The following is a 20,596-nucleotide window of genomic DNA, read 5'->3' on the forward strand; positions in this document are numbered from 1 at the left end:
CCTCAACCCGCCATGATGCGATCGAACCGCTCGATCCAGTTCTGTCGGTTGGATGCGACGAACGCCCAGTCCGGGGAGTGGAGCGGCACGCCCGAGGGCACGATGCCGCTCGCGTCGACGCTCGTGTTGGCGGGAACGGAGTTGGCGAACACGGCGATCTTCTTCTGCAGATCGGCGCCGAGCATCTCGTTGACGTAGCGCGCGGCGAGCTCGGCGTTCGGCCCGCCCTCGACGAGGCAGATGCCGGACGGCATGGCGAAGATCCCCTCGGACGGGGCCGCAAGATCGACCGGCACGCCCTCGGCCTTCCGGGGCAGCGTGTAGGACGAGAAGTTGCCCGAGAGCATGGAGATCTCGCCCTGCTCCAGGAGGTTGAAGGCCTGGCTCATGACGGAGTAGGCGGTGAGGACGTTCGGGCGAAGCTCCGCGAGCTTGTCGAAGGCCGCATCGGCCTCGTACTGCGCGGTCCCGAACGGCTTGCCGGTCGCCAGCATCGCGGCCGCGAAGAGCGTCCACATGCCCTCGGTGTTCTGGAGCGAGGGTATGATGACCTGGCCGCGCACGTCCTTCGACCAGAGGTCCGCCCAGGATTTCACGCCGTCGCGCATGTCGCTGTTGTAGGCGACGCCCGCCCAGGGCTGGACGTAGTTCGCCCACATGCCGTCCATGTGGACGGCGCCGTCGCGCAGCTCGGCAAGGTTCGGCACGGCCGCCGCGTCCATCGGCCGGATGAGCTTCTCCTCCACCGCCTGGAGCATCACCGGATCGTCCATCTGCACCACGGACAGGTACGGGTTGTTCCGATTGGATGCCATCTTCTCGAGGTTCACCGAGGACTTGGTGCCCTCGAAGATGACGTCGGCGCCGATCGCCTCGCGCATGTGCGGGACGACGATCTGCTCCATCCAGGCCGTGTGGCTGCCGGCACAGCCGACGACGAGTTCGCTTGACTGCGCACGCGCGATCGCGGGCATCGCGAAGTGTCCGACGGCGACTGCTCCGGCACCCTTCAGGAGGGTGCGGCGATTGAACGATGTCATGATCCCGATGTCCTTTCGGTCTGATGGTGAACCTGTTCCGTCAGCGTCGACGCGAGAGCCGAACTGGAGAGCGCCAGACGGGCTTCTTGCGCCGCAAAATGGCATTCCATTTGACTTACGGAAATCCCGATGGCAACTGCAATTCGCATTAGACCGCGAATTATCCGGAATATCAGCCGAAAGCGCGCGAGTTTAACTGGCAGTTACCGGCTAAAAAGGAGCCACCATGCACAAGAAGATGGCATTCCAAATCAAGAACGCTCGGGTTCTCTGTGCCGAGACCGGATATCGTCCGCACTGCGACATCACGGTCCGCGACGGAAGGATCGAGCGGATCGCGGAAGCGTCGGCGCAGGGCGAGCGCGGCGACGTCGAGGTGATCGACGCCCATGGCGGGATCGTGCAGGCCGGCTTCGTCAACACCCACAACCATACGCCGCTGACGATCGTCCGCGGCATGGTGGAGGATCGCGGCTTCGCACCGGCCTACACGCCCGGCGTGCCGCAAGGGCACTGGCTTTCGGAGGAGGAGACGCTGGCGCTGGCAAGGCTCGGCGCGCTGGAACTCCTGATGACCGGTTCGACGACGATCGTCGACTACTACCGCATGCCGGCCGCGCTGGCACGCGCGGCGCAGGAGCTCGGCCTGCGCGCGATGATCGGCGGGCGCGTCATGGACGCGGACACCCAGGCCCTCGCGCACGGACGTTTCGTGCACGATCCGAGGCTCGGCGACGAGACGCTGAGCGCGGCGATGGACGTGATCGAGAGCTGGGAAGGGCGCGGTGACGGCCGCATCACGACCATCCTCGCGCCGCACGCTCCCGACACCTGCTCGCGGCAGATGTTGGCCCATCTTGCCGAGCTTGCCTCGTCCACGGGCAGGCAGGTCCACACGCATCTCTGCCAATCCCGCATGGAAGTGGCGCAGATCCGCCAGCGCGAGGGCATGACGCCGGTCGAGTTCCTCGACGATGTCGCCCTCCTGAACAGCGATCTCATCGCCGCTCACTGCATCTACCTGTCCGACGCCGACATCGCGCGCGCCGGACGCGCCGGGATCGTCGTCGCCCATGCGCCGATCGGCAATTCGGCTTTCGGCGCAGCGGCGCCGATCGTATCGCTACGCGATGCCGGCGCGACCATCACGCTCTGCACCGACACCAAATCGGCCGACATGTTCGAGGCGATGCGCTGCGCGCTGTCGGCCGCCCGCTCCCGGGACGCCCGGCGGACGGACGACATATCCCTCGTGCTCGACGCGCGGGAGGTCTTCGGCTGGGCGACGCGGGCCGGCGCCATGGCGCTGCGCGGCCACGGCGCGAGCGGAACGATCAGGGAGGGCGATCCGGCGGATCTCGTCCTGCTCGATCCCTATGCGCCGAACCTCGCACCCGTGATCGACGGATTCGGTATCGTCGCCCATTCGGGCAACGGGGCCAATGTCCGCACGGTCATCTGCGACGGCGAATGCCTGGTCCGCGATGGCCGACCGACCCGCGTCGACGCCGCCGAAGTCGTGCGGACGGCACAGGCGGTGGCCGAACGGCTCTGGCAACGGGCTGCCGCGTGAGGCCTATCCGTCGGCGCGCTCGTCGGAACGCTGCATGAGGACGCGGGCAACCGTGGCGCCGGTATGATCGAGATGCATCCGCCAGGTGGCGAAGGCGGCAGCCGCGTCTCGCTTGCGCAGGGCCTCCATGAGCTGCTCGTGCTCGTCCACGGACTGCTTCCAGCGGTCGTCGCTCATGATGGCGAGAAAGCGGCCGCGCCGCGCGCGGAGCATCAGGCGCTGATGGTTCTCCGCGAGCCGAGGATTGGCGCAGGAGGCGACGATGAGATCGTGGATCGCCGAATTGGCATTGAAATAGGCATCCAGGGTCCGGTGGCGGAAATGGCTCAGCATCTCGGCGTGGAGACCCTCGAAGCGGGCGAGGAGGGGGGGCTGTATCGTCCTGGCGAGCCGCTCCGCGGCCAATCCCTCCAGCACCGCGATCACGTCGAAGAGCTGCAGCGCCTCCTCCGCAGGGTAGCCGGTCACCTGCGCACCCCGGTTGCGGGAGATCTGGATGAGGCCGTCCGCCTCCAGAAGCTTCAGAGCCTCCCGGATCGGGGTCCGCGAAACCTCCAGCTCGGCCGAGAGCCGACGTTCGACGATCCTTGCGCCCGGCTCGAGGCTCCCGCGGACGATCCGTTCCCGCAGCGTGTCGGCGACGCGGGCGGCCATGGCCATCACGGAGAGGTCGGCGGTGCCGTTCCCGACGGCGGTGGTGGCTGGGGTCTCGGCGGAACGGCGGTCGGCTGACAAGAGAGGGTTCCCATGAGTTCGAGGAGGCCGGAAGGCGGCGAGCCGTCGAGTCGCGCGCAATGTAGCCGTGGTGAACGCCTGGCGGAAGAACGCAGCGCAGGCCGGGCAAGGGCGAAGCAGCCCATCATCGGGGTGCTCAATCCGAACACGTCGGACGCGGTCACGAAGGGCCTCGCCGTCGCCGCCGGCCGGCTCTGCGAAGGGTGGGCGGAGGTCCGCGGGCATACCGCCGTCGCCGGCGCTCCCGCCCTGGAAACGGTCGAGCATCTTCGATCGGCACGGTCCGAGGTCGTCCGGCTCGGACGGCGGACGAGTGCCGACGCCTTCGTCGTCGGCGCCTTCGGCGATCCGGGACTGGCGGATCTGCGACGGATCTCGTCGGTGCCCTGCGTCGGGATCGGCGAGGCGGGATACCGCGCCGCCAGCCAGGCGGGCGCGTTCTCGATCCTCACCCTCGGAAAGGACCTTCGCGAAACGATCCTCGGGCGGGTCGCCTCGCTCGGATTCCGATCGCAGTTGATCGACATCCGCTTCCTCGATGCCGGCGTCCTGGACGTCGCGTCCGATCCCGTCCGCTTCGTGGACGCGCTCCTTGCGGAGGCGGACCTGGCCAAACGGGAAGGCGCAGCCTGCCTCCTGCTCGGCGGGGCACCCTTCTCGGGCCTGTCGTCGCGCCTCAGCGAACGCTCCGCCGTGCCGGTCCTCGACGGCCTGACAAGCGCGATAGCGGATCTCCGGGTTCGGTTGCTGCCAGGTGCCTTGCCGCACGACGGCTCGCCGGAAGGGTAGCCCTGTTCGAAGCCGAGGGGTTTGATCCCAGGGTTTGATGGTGTGATCCTCTCCACGAAATGGAAGGAGGCCCTATGGGACAGGTTCGCCATGCCGATGCCGCCAGGAGCTGCGTTCCCGGCAACACCAGCGTGGTCGAACGGCGTTGGGCGATCCAATTCCGTGGGTCTACCGATGCAGGGCCAGAAGGTCCGACATGCGGGCGGCAGAGCACGAGAACGACCTCTGCCAGTGCTGACGAGCGTCCTCCTCGAACGGAAGCACGGCCTGGCGGTTCGTCCGACTGACGGCGCAGGGGCGAACCGGTCGCGAGCTGTCACCAGCAGCCGACCTCTGCCATCATCTTGAAACCGTATTCCACCCGGCGCGTCACCAGCAGCTGTACCCGCCGTCGGCTGCGACGATCGACCCGGTCATCAGGCTCGACGCCTCGGAGGCGAGGAACAGGATCACCGAGGCGATCTCGTCGGTGCGGCCCATCCGGCCCATCGGCGTGCCGCCGATCCAGTGTTTCATCAGATCCGGGTCGTCATAGACGTAGGCGGTCAGCGATGTCTCGATATAGGTCGGAGCGACTGCGTTGACGCGCACGCCGCGCGACGCCCATTCGGCGGCGAGCGACTTCGTCAGGTGATGCACGCCCGCCTTCGAAGCGTTGTATTGCGCCTGCTCCTGCGGCCGGTTGACGACGAAGCCGGACATCGAGCCGACATTGACGATGTTGCCGCTGCCGCGTTCCAGCATGGAGGCGCCGAAGGCGCGGCAGCACCAGAAGAGCCCGTTGAGGTTGACGTCGACGACCTTCAGCCAGACCTCGTCCGTCATGGTCTCGGCTGGACGGTTGCTGATGGCGATGCCGGCATTGTTGACGAGGATGTCGACGTGGCCGTGCTTCTGCAGAATGGCCTTTCGGACGCGCTCCACATCATCGGACCTTGTCACGTCGAGATTCATTCCCTCCGCCGAGCCGCCCGACTGACGGATCCTCTCCGCCGCGCCGTCCGCTGCTTCGCCGTTCATGTCGGTGACCACGACATGGGCACCGGCTTCCGCCAGCGCCTCGGCGGTGGCCTGACCGATGCCCTGGGCCGCGCCGGTGACGACCGCGATCCTGTCCGTCAGCTTGAAACGTTCGAGATACAAGGCATTCCTCCCGATCCGGTCATTCGTCGGTGAGACGAAGGTTGTTCAGCCGCCGCTTCATCAGGTCGAAGCGGTCGGCGGCGCCTTCGCTGCGGCGAAGCGCGACGGCCGTCGACAGGATGTCGATGACGACGAGCGCGGCGATGCGCGAGATGGTCGGCGTATAGACGTTGGTGTTCTCTAGCGTCTCGACGACGAGGGCGATGTCGCAGCGTGCGGTGAGCGCGTTCCGCGAGCCAGTGATGGCGATCACCTTCGCGCCGCCTTCCCGCGCGACGTCGGCGATCTCGATCAGCGAGCGGGTCCGCCCCGTGTTGGAGATGACGACCGCGACGTCGCCTTCGCGCATCACCGAGGCGGACATGATCTGCTGGTGGGAATCGAGTTGCGCCCCGCAGGGCACGCCGAAGAGCGGAAACTTCTGCTGCGCGTCGCGCGCGACGATGCCGGAGGCGCCGAAGCCGAAGAACTCGATCGAGCGCGCCGTCTCCAAAAGCGCGATCGCGGCCTCCATCGCCTGCGGGTCGAGATTGCGGCGCGCCCAGTCGAGGCTGGTGATCGTGTAGTCGAAGATCTTCTCGACCACCGAAGCGGGCGGATCGGTCGGCAGGAGCACCGAATGGGTCGCGGGCGTGCCGAGCGCGAGGCCGTGGGCGAGACGGAGGCGAAAGTCCTGATAACCGGCGCAGCCGAGCGCGTTGCAGAAACGGATCACGGTCGGCTGGCTGACGCCGGCTTCCGCAGCCGTGTCGGCGAGCGTCGCGCCGAGCACCCGCTGCGGGTCCGCAAGCACGAGATCGGCGACCTTGCGCTCGGATTTGCGCAAGGTCTCATGGGACGTGCGCACGACGTCGAGGATATTGCGCAAGGGGGCCTGCGGCTCCGCATCGTGTTCCGTCAAAACCTGCCTGTCCCGCGCCGTTCCGGGGCGGAGAATGGCCGCGAGTTCCATCCGCCGTCAACCGAGCCGTGGCGCGGTGCGAAGGCGGTATTCGAGACCCGTTCGTGCGCGCTCCATCCCGAGCGGGGCAGCCGTTGCCGCGACCGCGTCGATGGCTGCCGGTTCGGCCGAGTTGAAGGCGAACATGCCATAGTGATGGGCAAGCATCGCAGGGATGCCGGCGGCGCGGCAGAGTTCGGCCGCCTCCGCGGCGTCGAGGTTCCCCGCGATGCCGGCGGCGGCCAGGGCAGGGCTCCGGCCGTTGACCGGCAGGAGCGCGATGTCCGGCCGGAACGCGGCGACTTCCTCCGCCTGGCCGGGAAAGGGGACGGTGTCGCCGGAATGGAAGACGGTGACGCCTTCCGCCTCGACCGCGAACCCGAGGAACCGGTGGCATCCCTCCGCGTCCCGCTCCAACGTCTCGTGGGCTGCCCGCGCCACGCCGATCGCGATACCCGGCAGGATGTCGTGTCGTTCTCCCGCATCGACGGCCAGGAGTCGACCCGGTTCGATGTCGGCGCGCCGAAGAGCCTCGGCACCTTCCGCGGCGGGCGCGACGAAGCGGAGTCTTCGAAACCGCCGCGCCAGCGGCTGCAGCGTGTCCGCGTCCATGTGGTCCGTGTGGCGGTGGGTCAGGAGCACGGCGTCCACCCGGCCGATCGCCTCCGGCGCGACCGGGATGGGCATCATGCGCTGGTGGGGAGTGGGGCTGCCGGCATATTTCGCCGCCAGCGAATCCGAGAGGTAGGGGTCAATCAGAAGGCGCTGCCCGGCGGCTTCCAGGACGAAACCCGCTTGGCCGAGCCAGAACAGCGCGACCTCGCCCGCCTCCCGCAGCGGCTCGCACGCCAGGCGCTCGGCCAGGGGCGCCGACAGCGTGGTGGCGGTGAGGTGGGCGCTCATGGTCGCAGCGCCCGCAGGAGGTTCTCCACCGCGAGTTCCGTGACGCGATCGACGCTTTCCTGCGTGAACCCGCCGATATGGCTCGTCGCGATGACGCGTGAGTGGCCGGGGAGGCGCGACGAGCGCGGCGGCTCTTCGGGAAAGACGTCGGTCGCGTAGGCGAAGACGCGGCCGCAATCCAAGGCCTCGATCATCGCGTCCTCCTCCACGAGGCTGGCGCGCGCCGTGTTCACCACGATCGCCTCGTCGCGCAAGGCGGCAAACGCTGTCCTGTCGAGGAGGGGGCGATTGTCCGGCATGGACGGGCAATGGAAGGTGACGAGATCGGCCTCCCGAAACAGTGTCGGCAGATCGGTCCAGCGCAGACGATCATCGGCGATGGCGAGGGCGGGACGCGCCGGATCGAAAGCGAGGATCGAAGCGCCGAGAGCGGCGAAGAGCCGGGCGACCTCGCCGCCGATCGCGCCGCAGCCGACGACGCCCACCGTCCGCCCGCGGATCTCGCGCCCGCGCCGGCGACGCCATTCGCCGCCCTTGAGGCCGTGATCGGCGAAGGGAATCTGGCGCAGGGCAGACAGAGCGAGCGCGATGGCGAGTTCCGCGACGCCCGCCGCATTCCCGCCGTCCGCCCGGCAGACGGCGACGCCCCGCTCCTTCAGGAGGGGCATAGGCAGGTTGTCGACGCCGCTGCCGTTGCGGCTGACGACGCGCAGCGCGTCCGCCGCCTCGATGGCCGACGCCGAGACAGGTTCGACGCCGGCGAGCCAGCCGACCGTGCCGGGCAGGAGCCGGCACAGTTCCGCCTCGTCCGGCAGCGCGTTCGGCGTCGAATAGACCACCTCGAAGCGCTCCGCGCGCAGCCGCTCCACCGCCGGATGCGGCACGGCGGTGAGCGAGCGCGGCGTGACGAGGATACGATCCATCGCGGTCAGCCCTTCGAGGCGCGCGTCGCGATCGCCGAAATCTCATCGAAACGCGGGCCGGTGGAGGGAATGTCGATATGGAACACCTCGGCGATGACCTGCGTCCAGCCGTAGAGGAAATAGGTCCAGCCGTCCTCGACCTGGAGCCGGCGCGCTGCGGCCTGGGCCCGTGCCTGGCCGAGGAAGACGAGGTCGCCGCGATAGTTGAGGTCCCAGGCGATGCCGGCTTCCGGGAACTGGGCGGCGTCGCTCAGGGGCGAGCCCGGGGCGTCCTTTCCAAGACCCGTGGCGTTGATCACGAGCGAGCCGGGCTTGAGGGCGGCCAGGACCGCGTCGTTGTCCTCGGCCCGAGGTGCCAGCACGTAGTCTACGGGCACGTCGGAGCCGATGGCCTCGTGGATGCGGCGAATCTCGCCGAGCCGCTCCGGGCTACGGTTCGACACGACGATGCGCGACGGGCGGTCGGCGCCCCGGCTCGTCTGCATCATGTGCCAGGTGAGCGCGATGGTGGAGCCGCCTGCCCCCATGGAGAAGAGTTCGGCGCCGGTCCGCTCGAAATGGCGCTCCGGCAGGAAGCCGTCCAGTGCGAGGCCGGAGGTGATCGGGTCCTTGGCATGGCAGAGGAGGCGGCCGCCCTGCTTCGAGATGCAACTCGTCTCGTCCATCAGCCGCGCATGGGGATCGATCTCGTCGAACAGATCGTGTGCGGCCTTGAAGAGGTCGATCTTGTGCGTCGTCACCAGCGCGCCGATCGAATTCGGATCGTCGCGGATGAAGGACACCACCTCGCGATAGGCGGCGGGATCGGCGTGGAGCGGCAGATCGATGCCGCGCATCTCGGCGTCGAGGCCGAGATACCGTCCCCAAGCCGGAAAGACTTTCATGATGGAGCTTCTGCCCGTCGTGACGCCGACGAAATAGAAGGCCGGGCGCGTCGCCGGCGGGTACGGGGAACTGATCGTCGTCATGCCGCCTGCCCGTAGAGGGCCTCGATAAGGGCAGCCGGGCGCGGGCGCCAGGAAGCGTTGTCGATCGCCGTCCAGCCGCCCGCCCCGTCGTCGACGATGCGCTGGCGCATGCCGCCCGCCTTGGCGATGATGTCGTAGTCCTGGCCGGAATCGGCCGGATAGGCGAAGGTCATCACCAGATCCTGCGCGCCGACATTCACCGAACGGTGGATCCAGAAGGGCGGCACGTAGCAGACGGTGCGCGGCCGCATCTCGATCACGCGGACCTCGCCCTCGGGAGATTCCAGCAGCATCAGGCCATGACCTGCCTCGCCGTAGTACATTTCCGGCCGGTCGGCCTTGGCGTGGATATGGCCGCGCGTCAGGAAGTACTCGCGCCCGACCTTGCCGGGGATCATGCGCGTCACGCCGATGATCATATCGCCGGCGTCGGACGAGGGCTTGTGGTCGGTGACCTCGTACATGACGGCGTCCGCGCCGCGCTGAGCGCGCAGATGATCGAAGGCTGCCTTGTCTTCGTAGAGCCCCTCGAGGTCGCCTAGCGTCTTTCGGTATCGCGTGCCCGCGCCGGACAGTTCGCCGGCCACTGTGTCGACGGTGAAGATTCCTGGCTCGCGCAATGTCATCGGGCTCTCCATTATGTAGAAATGCTACATAACGGAGATACGAAGCGCAAGAGTGGATCGGATCGCCGGCGCCGACACACGACTTGAAAGTGTTCAGACATAATGCTGCGTTGCAAAAAACGCCACATGCGAAAACAAGGATCACGTATGTGAATTCTGAAAGGGCTTGACGTCTTTCTACATATGTAACTACGCTACAAAACGGGCTGAGGGAGACACGCCCTTTCGTGGAGGAACTGATGAAGACGTTGTCCCTTTCGGGCTGCATGCTCGCCGTCGCATGCGTCCTCGGCACCGCCGGCTCGGCCAGTGCCGCCGACTGCAAGGTGGGTGTCGCCATGTACACCCTCAGCGCACCCTACTTCGCCGCCCAGCAGGCCGCCGCGCTCGACCAGGCCAAGAAGGCCGGCTGCGAGGTCTCGACCTCCGACGGGCAGAACGACATGAACAAGCAGATCGCCGACGTGGAGGACATGGTCGCCAAGGGCGTCAATCTCCTGATCTTGAACCCGCGCGATCCCGAAGGCCTCGTGGCCGCCGCCAACGCCGCCACCGCCGCGGGCGTCAAGGTCGTGGTGATGGACAGCTCCATCAACACCAGCGCCAACGTCGTGACGCAGGTGCGCTCTTCCAACGACCAGAACGGCTATCTCGTCGGCCAGTGGCTCGCCAAGCGGATGCAGGGCACGCCGATGAAGATCGCGCTCCTGTCCGGCTCGCAGGGCAACGAGGTCGGCCGCGACCGCCGGCTCGGCGTGTTCAAGGGCGTCGTCGAGGGGCAGCTCACCAACGAGGGCAAGTCCACCTTCGAGGTGGTTGGCCAAGGCTGGGGAAGCTGGGAGCAGGAAGGCGGCCTGAAGGCCATGGAGGACCTTCTCACCGCCCATCCGGACGTCAACGTCGTGATCGGCGAGAACGATTCCATGGCGCTCGGCGCGATGAAGGCGCTGGAAGGCGTCGGTTCCACCGACGTCCTCGTGCTCGCGGCCGCCGACGGCCAGAAGGAAGCGCTCGCCGCCATCAAGGACGGCAAGTACGGGGCGACCGGGCTCAACGACCCGGACCTCGTCGCCCGCACCGCCGTGGACATCGGCCTCAAGGCCCTGGACGGAACGCTGGAGGCCGACTTCCCGAAGCTGAAGCTTACCGATCCGGCCGTGATCACCAAGGACAACGTCGACAAGTACTACCGCGCCGACGCGGTGTTCTGATCGGCTTTTCGCTGACCTGACAGGGCGGCGGCCTCCGACGGGCCGCTGCCGTTTCCATGGTTCATGCGGGAGACGTCATGACCGAACTCGCCCGACTGTCGGCCATCACCAAATCCTTCGGCGGCATCCATGCGCTGCGTGGCGTCGATTTCGACGTGCGGTCCGGCGAAGTCCATTCGCTGCTCGGCGAGAACGGCGCCGGCAAGTCGACCCTGATGCGCGTCCTCGGCGGCGAGCTGACGCCGACCGGCGGAACGGTCCAGGTTGGCGGCGAGACCGTGACGATGCGCGACCCCCGCGAGGCGAGGGCGCGCGGCATTGCCGTGATCCACCAGGAACTGGCGCTGGCCCCCGACCTTACCGTCGCGGAGAACATCTTTCTCGGCGAGTTGCCGGGCGTCATCTCGTGGGGCGCGCTGAAGCGCCGCGCCAAGGCGCTTCTCGACCGGCTCGGCTTCGCGATCGATCCCGGCCGCACCGTCGGCAGCCTCGCGGTCGCTCACCAGCAGGTGGTGGAGATCGCGAAGGCCCTGGCACGCGAAGTCCGCATCATCGTGTTCGACGAGCCGACCGCGGTCCTGTCCGCGCAGGACGCCGAGCGCCTTCACCGCATCATCCAAGGTCTCAAGCGGAACGGCGTCGGCATCGTCTACATCTCCCACCGCCTCGACGAAGTGATGCGCATTTCCGACCGAATGACGGTGATGAAGGACGGCCAACTCGTCGGCACGGTCGAGGCGTCCTCCATCACCGTGGACGAACTGATCCGCATGATGGTCGGGCGGCCGCTCGCCGCGATGTTTCCCGAAAAGGGCCGGCGCGCCATCGGAGAGACCGTCCTGGAAGCGAAGGCCCTCCGGCGCGGCGCGAAGGTCCGCGGCGTGTCCTTCTCGGTGCGGGCCGGCGAGGTGGTCGGCCTCGGCGGCCTCGTCGGCGCCGGCCGCACCGAGGTCGCGCGCCTCGTCTTCGGCGCGGATCCCCTGGAGAGCGGCGAGATCCATCTGCGCGGCGGGAAGGTCGACTTCGCGAGCCCACGCGACGCGGTGCTCGCCGGCATCGGGCTCGTGCCCGAGGATCGCAAGCACGAGGGCGTCGTGCTCGACAATGCCATCCGCATCAACGCCACCATGGCTCGCATGAATTCCGTGACGGGCCCGCTCGGCATCCTGCGGCGCGGCCTCGAGAAGACGATTGTCGAGGACCTCGGCCAGGCGCTCCGCCTCAAGTCGGCCGGCGTCGATGCGCCGGTCTCAAGCCTTTCCGGAGGCAACCAGCAGAAGGTCGTCCTGGCGAAGTGGTTTCATGCCGAAGGCGACGTCATCATCCTGGACGAGCCGACGCGCGGCGTCGACGTCGGCGCCAAGACGGAAATCTACGCGCTCGTGCACAAGCTCGCCGAAGCCGGCAAGGCGGTGCTCGTCATCTCTTCCGAACATCAGGAACTCTTCGGCCTCTGCGACCGCGTCCTCGTCATGAGCGAAGGCGAGATCCGGGGCGAACTCCTGCCCGAGCGCTACAGCGAGGAGAACCTCCTGTCCCTGGCCATGGTCCGCTCCATGGCCGCTCCCCAGACGATCGAGGAGGACGCAGCATGACCACGGTCTCGCAGACACAGGGCCGCGAAACGCGTAAGGTTGATTTCGCGAGCGTCATCCAGCATTTCGCGACGCTGGCGATCTTTCTGGTGCTCGTCGTGGCCGCGAGCTTCTGGTCCGACGCCTTTCTCAGCCGCATCAACATATTGAACGTGCTGCGGCAGGTCGCGGCCGGTGCCGGCATCATGGCCGTCGGTATGCTCTTCGTCATCCTGACGCGCGGCATCGACCTCTCGGTCGGCTCGATCGCTGCGTTGGGCTCGGTGCTGACCGCGCACTTCATCCATTTCATGGGGCTGAGCCAGGCCTCTTCCATCGCCCTGGTCATTCTGGCCGGCATGGGCTGCGGCCTGGTGACGGGTGTCTTCGTCGCCTATCTGCGCCTTCCGTCCTTCGTGATGTCGCTGGCGATGCTCGCCATCGCGCGCGGCCTCTCGCTCATCATCTCGGACGGGCGGCCGATTCCGTTGGGCGCTGAAGGCGCCGCGATCTCGAACTTCGGTTCGGGCTTCGCCTTCGGCCTGCCGCTGCCGGTCTGGCTGATGTTCGCCGTCTTCCTGATCGGCGGCCTGGTTCTGAACTTCACCCGCTTCGGCCGCATCGTGAAGGCGATCGGCTCCAACGAGGAGGCCGTGCGTCTCTCGGGCATCGCGGTGCCGCGCTACATCCTTACCGTCTACGTCGTCTCCGGAGCGCTGGCGGCGGTCGCCGGGATCATCTCGACGGCCCGCACCGGCGTCGGCTCGGCGCAGGTCGGCGTCGGCGTGGAACTGAACGTCATCGCGGCGGTGGTCATCGGCGGCGCCAGCCTGATGGGCGGGCGCGGCGGCGTCATCAACACCCTGCTCGGCGCGCTGATCATGGGCATCATCGCCAATATCATGAACCTCGGCGGTGTCCCCGGCTACCATCAGCAGGTCTATATGGGCGTCATCATCGTCATCGCGATGCTGCTGCAATACGGAACCGGCCGACTGAAGGTCTGAGTTGGTCATGGCCATCCGCGATCTCACGCTGTCGATCGATGTCGGAACAGGCAGCGCTCGCGCCGCCCTGGTGGACGGAACGGGCCGCGTCCTCGCGGTCGGGGCGCGCGAGCACGACCAGATCGTGCCTGCGTTCGGATGGGCCGAGCAGCGGGCACAGGATTGGTGGGAGGGCGTCGTCGCCTCCGTGCGCGGCGTTCTCGACACGGTCGAGGGCGGGCGGGACCGGATCGCGGCCGTAGCCGCCTGTGGCCAGATGCATGGCACGGTTCTGGTCGATGGCGACGGCCATCCGACGCGAAGCCACGTACCGCTTTGGAACGACAAGCGCACCGCCGGCCTCGTCGCCGAGTTCGAGCGGGCCTTCCCGGACGGGGAGTATCTCGCCGCGAGCGGCAACCCGCCCACTCCGGCCTGGCCGGGCTTCAAGCTGCAATGGCTTCGCGACAACGATCCGGCCGCCTATCGCGCCGCCGAAACGCTGCTGATGCCGAAGGACTTCATCAATCTCCGCCTCACCGGCGAGCGCGCCATGGACACGGGCGACGCCTCTTGCTCCTTCCTGATGGACCCATCGACGAGGAACTGGTCGGAGGCGATGCTGGCGCGACTTGGGCTGGATCGTGAGCTTCTGCCGCCGATCCGCGAGCCGGTGGAGATCCTGGGCGCCGTCGGTCGGCAAGCCGCGCGGGAAACCGGACTGACCGAGGGAACGCCCGTTCTCGTCGGAGGCGCGGACTATCCGGTGGCGCTGCTCGGCTCCGGCGTCTGCCGACCGGGCCTTGCCTCGGACGTCACGGGCACCTCCTGCATCCTGACCCTGATCGCCGAACGGCCGCTCCTCGATCCCGAAATCTGCAACGTCGCGACGGTCGAGGGCCACTGGGGCGCGTTCGTGCTTCTGGAGACCGGCGGCGACGCGATGCGCTGGGCGCGCCGCGCCTTCCACGAGGGGGACTTGAGCTACGACGACATCGTGACGCGCGCGGCGCAAGCCCCGGCCGGTGCCGACGCCCTGTTCTTCGTGCCCTACCTCACCGGCGAGCGGCTCGGGCTCCATCGCAATGCGCGGGCGCAGTTCTTCGGCCTCGGCGCCGGTCATGGCTTGGCTCATCTCCACCGCGCGGTGATGGAGGGCGTCGCCTTCGCCTCGGCGCGGCATCTCAAGGTCATGGAAGACGCCGCCGGAACGCGGCTCGAACGGGTCGTGGCTTCCGGCGGCGGCGCCAAGACCGCGCTATGGTTGAAGATCAAGGCGAGCCTTTACGGCATTCCGGTCGTCGTGCCCGAGGAGGCCGAATGCGGCCTCGTCGGCTGCGCCGTGATGGCGGGCGTTGCAACCGGCCGCTTCCGCGATGTCGATGAGGCGGTCTCCACACTCGTGCGCCACACGGCGGAGATCGCGCCCGACCCGGCCTGGGCCGAGCGCTACGCCCGCATGCAGCCGATCTTCGACCGGCTCTACCGTGCTGGCCAGGACTTCTACGACGACCTCGACCGTCTCGCCGCCGACTGAGGCGGGCAAAGCGGCTTTTCGCGGAAAGAAAGCATCATGCAGGAAATCACATCCACCTTCCGACCGGACCTTTTCGCTGGCAAGCGCGTCCTCGTCTCCGGGGCTTCCACCGGGATCGGCGCCGCCATCGCGCGGGGCTTCGCCGTCTTGGGTGCGGAGGTCGTCGCAACCGGCTCCTCGCCGCACAAGCTCGACGCTGCGAGTGCAGATTCGGCCAATGAGGGAATCCGCTTCGAGCAACTCGACGTGCGCGACCGCGCCGCTGTTGACGCCTTTGTCGGGGCGCTGCCCTCGCTCGACGTCCTCGTCAACAGCGCGGGCATCGTGAAGCCCGACCTCGAATACGAGGAGGAGCCTTATCTCGAGGTCATCGATGTCAATCTCAACGGCGCGATGCGCCTGTCCATGGCGGCCTATCCGCTGCTCAAAGCCTCGCGCGGCGCCATCGTCAACACGGCCTCGATGCTGAGCTTCCTCGCCGACGAGCGGGTGCCGGCCTACGGCGCGTCGAAGACCGGAATCATGGGTCTGACGCGGGCACTGGCCCACCGCTTCGGCGCGGACGGCATTCGCGTCAACGCGATCGCGCCTGGGTACCACAAGACCGACATGACAAAGGATCTGTGGACCCACGACGAGCATGGCCCCACCATTGCCCGCAAGGCGGCGCTGAAGCGCTGGGGTACCGTGGACGATCTGGTCGGCACCGTCGTCTTTCTTGCCTCGCCCGCGTCCGCCTTCGTCACGGCGACCACGCTTCCGGTGGACGGCGGCTACGTCGTCAGCGGTTGGTGAACTAATTTCACATTTGTGATTTACATGAGCACCTGTGAAAACTAAGGGTGGATCCTGTGTTTGGCCGAGGCGACACGACCCACCGGAAAGGACGCCTATGACGACCGCCATTGGTTGGCAGTCCGCGGAAGGTCGCGCCTATGGCGGTCCGGGACGTTACGTGCAGCGCGCCGGCGAGATCGACAGGTTGGCCGAACACCTGCGCGATCTGGGCCAGCGGCCGTTCCTGCTGGTCGACGGAATCGTGGCGGAAAGTTACGGAGCGGCGATCCGCCGGTCCTTTTCCGTGGCGGGGATTGAGGCGCGGATCGAACTCTTCGGCGGAGAATGCTGCACCGAGGAGATCGATCGCGTGGCGGCGCTCGTCGCCGAGGCAGAGGCCGATGTCGTCGCCGGTATCGGCGGCGGCAAGACGGCGGATACGGCCAAGGTGGCGGCCGTCCGGAACGGCGCACGCATTGTCGTCGTGCCGACGATCGCCTCGACCGACGCGCCCTGCAGCGCCATCGCGGTCCGCTATTCGCGGGAGGGCGTAATGCAGGAGGCGATCTCGCTGCCGCGCAATCCGGACATCGTCGTCGTCGACAGCGCCCTTATCGCCAAGGCGCCGGTGCGCTTCCTCGTCGCCGGCATGGGCGACGCGCTGTCGACCTACTTCGAGGCCCGCTCCAATCTCGAGTCCCGCTCGCCGAACTTCATCCGACCCTATCTCCCGGCGCCGCTCGCCGGCATCGCCATCGCCAGGACCTGTCACGAGGTGCTGATGCGCGACGGGCTCGCCGCCAAACTCGCTGCCGAGCGCGGTCTTCTCACTCCGGCGGTCGAGAACATCATCGAGGCGAACACCCTCCTGTCCGGCCTCGGCTTCGAGAATTGCGGCGTCTCCGGCGCGCACGGCGTCCATGACGGGTTGACGGTGTTGCCCGAGATGCGCCGCTTCTTCCACGGCGAGAAGGTCGCCTTCGGCACGCTCTGCCTCCTGATGCTCGAAGGGCGTCCGCTTGCCGAGATCCGAGAGGTGGCAGGCTTCTGCCAGGCGGTCGGCCTGCCGACGACGCTCGCCGATCTTGGCCTCGGTCAGGCCATGCCGGACGACATCCTGCGCGTCGCCGAGGCGGCGCTGAAGCCTGGTGCCATCATCTGCCGTGTGGCGACGCCGGTGTCGCCGACGATCGTGCGCGACGCGATCCTCGCCCTCGATGCCTACACGTCGTCCCTTCAGGCCGTCTGACATCTTCCGACAAGGACACCAAGACCATGCGCGCAGCCGTCATGTACACGCCCGGCGATATCCGCCTGGAAGACGTTCCGAAGCCCGTCGCCGGCCCTGGCGAAGTGCTGCTCAAGGTCGACGCCGTCGGCGTCTGCGGGTCCGATCTGCCGCGCATGCTGATCAAGGGCGCGCACAAGATGCCGATCATCTGCGGCCACGAATTTTCGGGCCGTATCGAGGCGCTGGGCGACGGCGTGGAGAACTTCTGCGAGGGGGAACTCGTCGCCGTCGCGCCGCTGATCCCGACCGACCCTTGCGACCAGTCGCTGACCGGCAACTTCTCTCGGGCCCGCAACTACGACTATTTCGGCAGCCGCCGCGACGGGGCCTATGCCGAATACGTCGCCGTGCCCACCGGCAACCTCCTCCATGCGCCCGACAGCGCCGATCCGCGCGCCGTCGCGATGACCGACCCGGCCTCCATCGCGCTTCACGCGATCTGGAAGGCCAAGCCCACGATGGGCGACCGGGGCGGGGTCGTCGGCTGCGGGCCGATCGGCCTCTTCGCCATTCAGTGGATGAAGATGATGGGTTGCACCGAGATCGTCGCGGTGGACGTCTCGGAGCGCAAGCTCGAACAGGCGCGCGAGGCCGGCGCGACCTACACCTATCTCGCCGGCGAGACCGTGCCGGCCGATCATGCCTGCGACCTCATCATCGAGGCGGCCGGCCATCCCTCCTCGATCAACGCGGCGGCGCGCCTGGCGGCGCCTGGCGGCCATGTCGTCTTCATCGGCATTCCGGTTTCCGACGTGTCTCTCGAGAACCGGACCTTTCAGCATTTCCTCCGCCAGGAAATCTCGCTGCACGGGTCCTGGAACTCCTTCGGCGCGCCCTTTCCCGGCAAGCAGTGGCGGGTGACGCTCGACGCGCTCGTCACCGGCAAGCTGAAATGGGAGTTCATGATCAGCCACGAACTGCCGCTGAGCGAGCTTCCCGCCATGTTCGAAACGCTGAAGGGGAAGAACGATTTCTTCTCCAAGATCATGTTCCGGCCCTAGGGTTTTGCGAATGGCGCTCCTTCTCGGCCTCGATTTCGGCACCGGAGGCGTCCGCGTCGGCGTCTTCGATCTCGCCGCCCGGCGCATGCTGGCCGAGCGGGAGGAGCCCTATGCGACGCGCCATCCGCAGCCGGGTTGGGCCGAGCAGGCTCCGGCCGACTGGTGGGAGGCTCTTGGACGTGCCAGCCGGGCGGCGATGGCCGATCTAGGGTCACCCGAGATCGCCGGCATCTGCGCGGCAACGACCGCCTCCACGGTCGTCGTCTGCCGCCGCGACGGCACGCCGCTGCGCCCAGCGCTGCTCTGGATGGACTGCCGGGCGGCGGCCGAGTCCGACCGTACGGCGAAGGCCGACCATCCGGTGCTCGGCTTTTCCGGCGGCAGCGACGCCGCCGAGTGGCTGGTACCGAAGGCCATGTGGCTGAGCCGGCACGAAGCGGAGACCTACGCTCGCGCCGAGGTGATCTGCGAGTGCCTCGACTGGATCAATTTCCGACTGACCGGCGCCTGGGTCGGTTCACGCATGAATGCGACCTGCAAGTGGAATTTCGACAGCGTCGAAAACCGCTTCCACGACGATCTGTTCACCGCGCTCGGTGTTCCCGACCTGTCGGCAAAGCTGCCGCAGCCGATCCTGCCGGTCGGCGCCCCCATCGAGCGCCTCGGCGCGGTCGCGGCCGACCATCTCGGCCTTTCCAGCCGCCCGATCGTCGCGCAAGGCGGCATCGATGCGCATGTCGGCATGCTCGGGGCGGACACGATGGCGCCGGGCGATCTCCTGATGATCGGCGGCACCTCGGTCGTCCACCTCTTCCAGCTGACCGAGGAGCAGCCCGTGACCGGGTTCTGGGGGCCCTATCCCCATGCGCTGGTGGACGGTCACTGGCTGGTGGAAGCCGGCCAGGTCTCGGCCGGCTCGGTCCTGTCCTGGTTCTCGCGGGAAATCTTTGCCCTGGACGGGACCGGCCACGACGAACTCTGCGAGGCGGCGAGCCGCATTCCCGTCGGCGGCAGCGGCCTCCTCGCGCTCGACTACTTCATGGGCAACCGCACGCCCTATCGCGATCCGCACCTGCGTGGCGCGGTGCTCGGTCTGTCGCTGGGCCATGACCGTGCGGCTCTCTACCATGCGGCCGTCGAAGGCGTGGCGCTCGCCTCCGCCAATGTCCTGAAGCGGATGGATGAGCTCGACGTGCCCTGTCGGCGCATCGTCACTTCGGGCGGTTATTCGAAGAACCCTCTCTGGCTGAAGGCGACGGTCGACGCCATCGGCCGGCCGGTGGAACTGCCCTCGCGGGCCAATCTGACGATCATCGGCGCCGCCGCGGCGGCCGCAGCAGGCGCCAGCCTCGTGCCGGACCTTCACGCCGCCGCAAAAGCCGTCGTACCGCCCAGCCGGACGATCGAGCCTGATTTGGCGGCCCATAACCGTTACAACGAACTCCTGGGCGACTATCTTGAGGCGACCGAGCTTCTGGCGCCCCTGTCGCGCCGGCTTGCCGCGCGCCAAAGGGAAAAGCCTCCGGCATGAGCCTCGAACCTACGGATCGCGACATCCAGTTCCGCTCGATTTCGGGCGAGCAGCGCGAATCGTTGATGATCCAGGTCGCCAAGCGCTACTACGACCTCGGCATGACCATGGCGGATCTCGCCAAGGAATTGGGCCTGACGCGCTGGCAGGCGAGCCGTCTTCTGACGGAAGCGCGCGAATCGGGAATTGTCTGCATCGAGATCATGCCACGCGCGTCGCGCCTGCCCTCGCTCGAAAGCCGCCTCCAGCGGCAATGGAACCTGAGGGAGGCGGTGGTCGTCGCCAACGATGGCGAGGCCGACGAGCGCCTTGTGCTCAATGCGGTTGCGAAGGGCGCCGCCCAGTTCATCGCCGGGCTCGGCCGCGTGCCGCTGATCGGCGTCTCCTGGGGACGGACGATGAGCGCCGTCGCCGGACACCTGCCGCCCTTCTGGAACGAGGGCGTGGAGGTCGTGCTTCTCAACGGTGCGATGAACATACGCGCGCCCTCGGTGCGCACCAACAACACCGCCGAACTCTTCGCCAGATCCGCCAACGGCACGGCGACGCTGCTTCCGGTTCCGGCCATCCTTGGCCACGCTGCGACGCGGCAGGCGCTGGAACAGGACCCGACCATTTCGAGCGTCCTTGATCTCGGCCGCCGCGCGCCCGTCATCTGCTTCGGCATGGGCACGATCGGGCCGGATTCCGTCCTGGTCCAGTCGGGCTTCGTCACGGAAGCCGAGACGGCTGCGCTTCGCGACAGGGGCGCGGTCGGCGACGTGCTCAGCCGCTACATCGACAAGGACGGCCGGATCGTGGATCCGGAGATCGACGCGCGCACCATCGCGCTCGACCTGCGTCTGGCGCTGGCGCGCGACCTTTCGATCGGCATCGGCGCCGGCATCGCCAAGCGTGCGGTGGCCCTCGCGTGCCTGCGCGCCCGCTATCTCAACGTCTTCGTGACCGACGAGGAGACGGCCTTGTCGCTGTTGGACGAGGCTTGAGCCTTCTTGTGAGAGAGGGCTGGATTTTGTTATGATCATAACATAAACATCTCGCCTATGGA

The 20,596-nt window shown here is 67.6% G+C and carries 19 protein-coding genes; 11 read left to right on the forward strand and 8 right to left on the reverse strand.

Features of this window, described 5'->3' with window-relative positions; translation table 11 throughout:
- Positions 1–2: 2 nt before the first annotated feature.
- A complete protein-coding gene (locus tag D3218_RS17560) occupies positions 3–1,040 on the reverse strand; it encodes an extracellular solute-binding protein (protein ID WP_119541383.1) in 1,038 nt (345 codons plus the stop codon).
- 226 nt (positions 1,041–1,266) lie between these two features.
- Between D3218_RS17560 and D3218_RS17565 the strand changes: the two genes are divergently transcribed.
- Positions 1,267–2,613, forward strand: coding sequence for an amidohydrolase family protein (locus tag D3218_RS17565; protein ID WP_210209703.1), 1,347 nt, complete (start codon positions 1,267–1,269; stop codon positions 2,611–2,613).
- Between the two features lie 3 nt (positions 2,614–2,616).
- On the opposite strand, the gene D3218_RS17570 is transcribed toward D3218_RS17565, so the two are convergent.
- A complete protein-coding gene (locus D3218_RS17570; protein WP_210209704.1) occupies positions 2,617–3,348 on the reverse strand; it encodes a GntR family transcriptional regulator in 732 nt (243 codons plus the stop codon).
- Between the two features lie 132 nt (positions 3,349–3,480).
- On the opposite strand from D3218_RS17570, the gene D3218_RS17575 reads away from it, so the two are divergent.
- Positions 3,481–4,137 (forward strand): aspartate/glutamate racemase family protein, encoded by a 657-nt coding sequence (locus D3218_RS17575; protein WP_119541384.1) that lies wholly within the window; start codon positions 3,481–3,483, stop codon positions 4,135–4,137.
- A 369-nt stretch (positions 4,138–4,506) separates the two neighbouring features.
- Here D3218_RS17575 and D3218_RS17580 read toward each other — a convergent pair whose 3' ends face one another.
- The 6 genes from D3218_RS17580 to D3218_RS17605 all read right to left on the reverse strand — a co-directional run bounded on the left by D3218_RS17580 (position 4,507) and on the right by D3218_RS17605 (position 9,640).
- Entirely contained in the window at positions 4,507–5,280 is a 774-nt protein-coding gene (locus D3218_RS17580; protein ID WP_119541385.1) for an SDR family NAD(P)-dependent oxidoreductase, read from the reverse strand.
- 19 nt (positions 5,281–5,299) lie between these two features.
- Positions 5,300–6,148: an SIS domain-containing protein gene (locus D3218_RS17585; RefSeq protein ID WP_245415099.1), complete on the reverse strand. Its 849-nt coding sequence runs from the start codon at positions 6,146–6,148 to the stop codon at positions 5,300–5,302.
- Between the two features lie 90 nt (positions 6,149–6,238).
- Entirely contained in the window at positions 6,239–7,123 is an 885-nt protein-coding gene (locus tag D3218_RS17590; protein WP_119541387.1) for an MBL fold metallo-hydrolase, read from the reverse strand.
- Entirely contained in the window at positions 7,120–8,046 is a 927-nt protein-coding gene (locus D3218_RS17595; protein WP_119541388.1) for an NAD(P)-dependent oxidoreductase, read from the reverse strand. Before D3218_RS17595 ends, D3218_RS17590 begins: the two co-directional genes overlap by 4 nt.
- A gap of 5 nt (positions 8,047–8,051) precedes the next feature.
- The gene (locus tag D3218_RS17600) at positions 8,052–9,014 is read right to left on the reverse strand and encodes a shikimate dehydrogenase family protein (protein WP_119541389.1); all 963 of its coding nucleotides are present in this window, start codon (positions 9,012–9,014) and stop codon (positions 8,052–8,054) included.
- On the reverse strand, positions 9,011–9,640 hold the full coding sequence (locus D3218_RS17605) for a glucose-6-phosphate isomerase (RefSeq protein WP_119541390.1): 630 nt from the start codon (positions 9,638–9,640) through the stop codon (positions 9,011–9,013). Before D3218_RS17605 ends, D3218_RS17600 begins: the two co-directional genes overlap by 4 nt.
- A 266-nt stretch (positions 9,641–9,906) precedes the next feature.
- Here D3218_RS17605 and D3218_RS17610 point away from each other — a divergent pair, with 266 nt between their 5' ends.
- The 9 genes from D3218_RS17610 (at position 9,907) to D3218_RS17650 (ending at position 20,534) form a co-directional block, all read left to right on the forward strand.
- Positions 9,907–10,851: a substrate-binding domain-containing protein gene (locus tag D3218_RS17610; protein WP_425359316.1), complete on the forward strand. Its 945-nt coding sequence runs from the start codon at positions 9,907–9,909 to the stop codon at positions 10,849–10,851.
- 77 nt (positions 10,852–10,928) lie between these two features.
- Positions 10,929–12,446: a sugar ABC transporter ATP-binding protein gene (locus D3218_RS17615; RefSeq protein ID WP_119541392.1), complete on the forward strand. Its 1,518-nt coding sequence runs from the start codon at positions 10,929–10,931 to the stop codon at positions 12,444–12,446.
- Positions 12,443–13,432: an ABC transporter permease gene (locus tag D3218_RS17620; RefSeq protein WP_119541393.1), complete on the forward strand. Its 990-nt coding sequence runs from the start codon at positions 12,443–12,445 to the stop codon at positions 13,430–13,432. Before D3218_RS17615 ends, D3218_RS17620 begins: the two co-directional genes overlap by 4 nt.
- A gap of 7 nt (positions 13,433–13,439) precedes the next feature.
- Positions 13,440–14,948, forward strand: coding sequence for a xylulokinase (locus D3218_RS17625; RefSeq protein ID WP_119541394.1), 1,509 nt, complete (start codon positions 13,440–13,442; stop codon positions 14,946–14,948).
- Between the two features lie 36 nt (positions 14,949–14,984).
- Positions 14,985–15,743, forward strand: a complete 759-nt coding sequence (locus D3218_RS17630) for an SDR family NAD(P)-dependent oxidoreductase (RefSeq protein WP_119541395.1) — start codon at positions 14,985–14,987, stop codon at positions 15,741–15,743.
- Between the two features lie 97 nt (positions 15,744–15,840).
- Positions 15,841–16,974: a glycerol dehydrogenase gene (locus D3218_RS17635; protein WP_119541396.1), complete on the forward strand. Its 1,134-nt coding sequence runs from the start codon at positions 15,841–15,843 to the stop codon at positions 16,972–16,974.
- A gap of 26 nt (positions 16,975–17,000) precedes the next feature.
- A complete protein-coding gene (locus D3218_RS17640) occupies positions 17,001–18,017 on the forward strand; it encodes a galactitol-1-phosphate 5-dehydrogenase (RefSeq protein WP_119541397.1) in 1,017 nt (338 codons plus the stop codon).
- Positions 18,018–18,027: 10 nt separating this feature from the next.
- Positions 18,028–19,548, forward strand: coding sequence for an FGGY-family carbohydrate kinase (locus D3218_RS17645; RefSeq protein ID WP_119541398.1), 1,521 nt, complete (start codon positions 18,028–18,030; stop codon positions 19,546–19,548).
- Positions 19,545–20,534 (forward strand): sugar-binding transcriptional regulator, encoded by a 990-nt coding sequence (locus D3218_RS17650; RefSeq protein WP_119541399.1) that lies wholly within the window; start codon positions 19,545–19,547, stop codon positions 20,532–20,534. Before D3218_RS17645 ends, D3218_RS17650 begins: the two co-directional genes overlap by 4 nt.
- Positions 20,535–20,596 lie beyond the last annotated feature (62 nt).

Origin of the sequence: Aureimonas flava, from assembly GCF_003583935.1 — a bacterium.
GTDB lineage: Bacteria > Pseudomonadota > Alphaproteobacteria > Rhizobiales > Rhizobiaceae > Aureimonas > Aureimonas flava.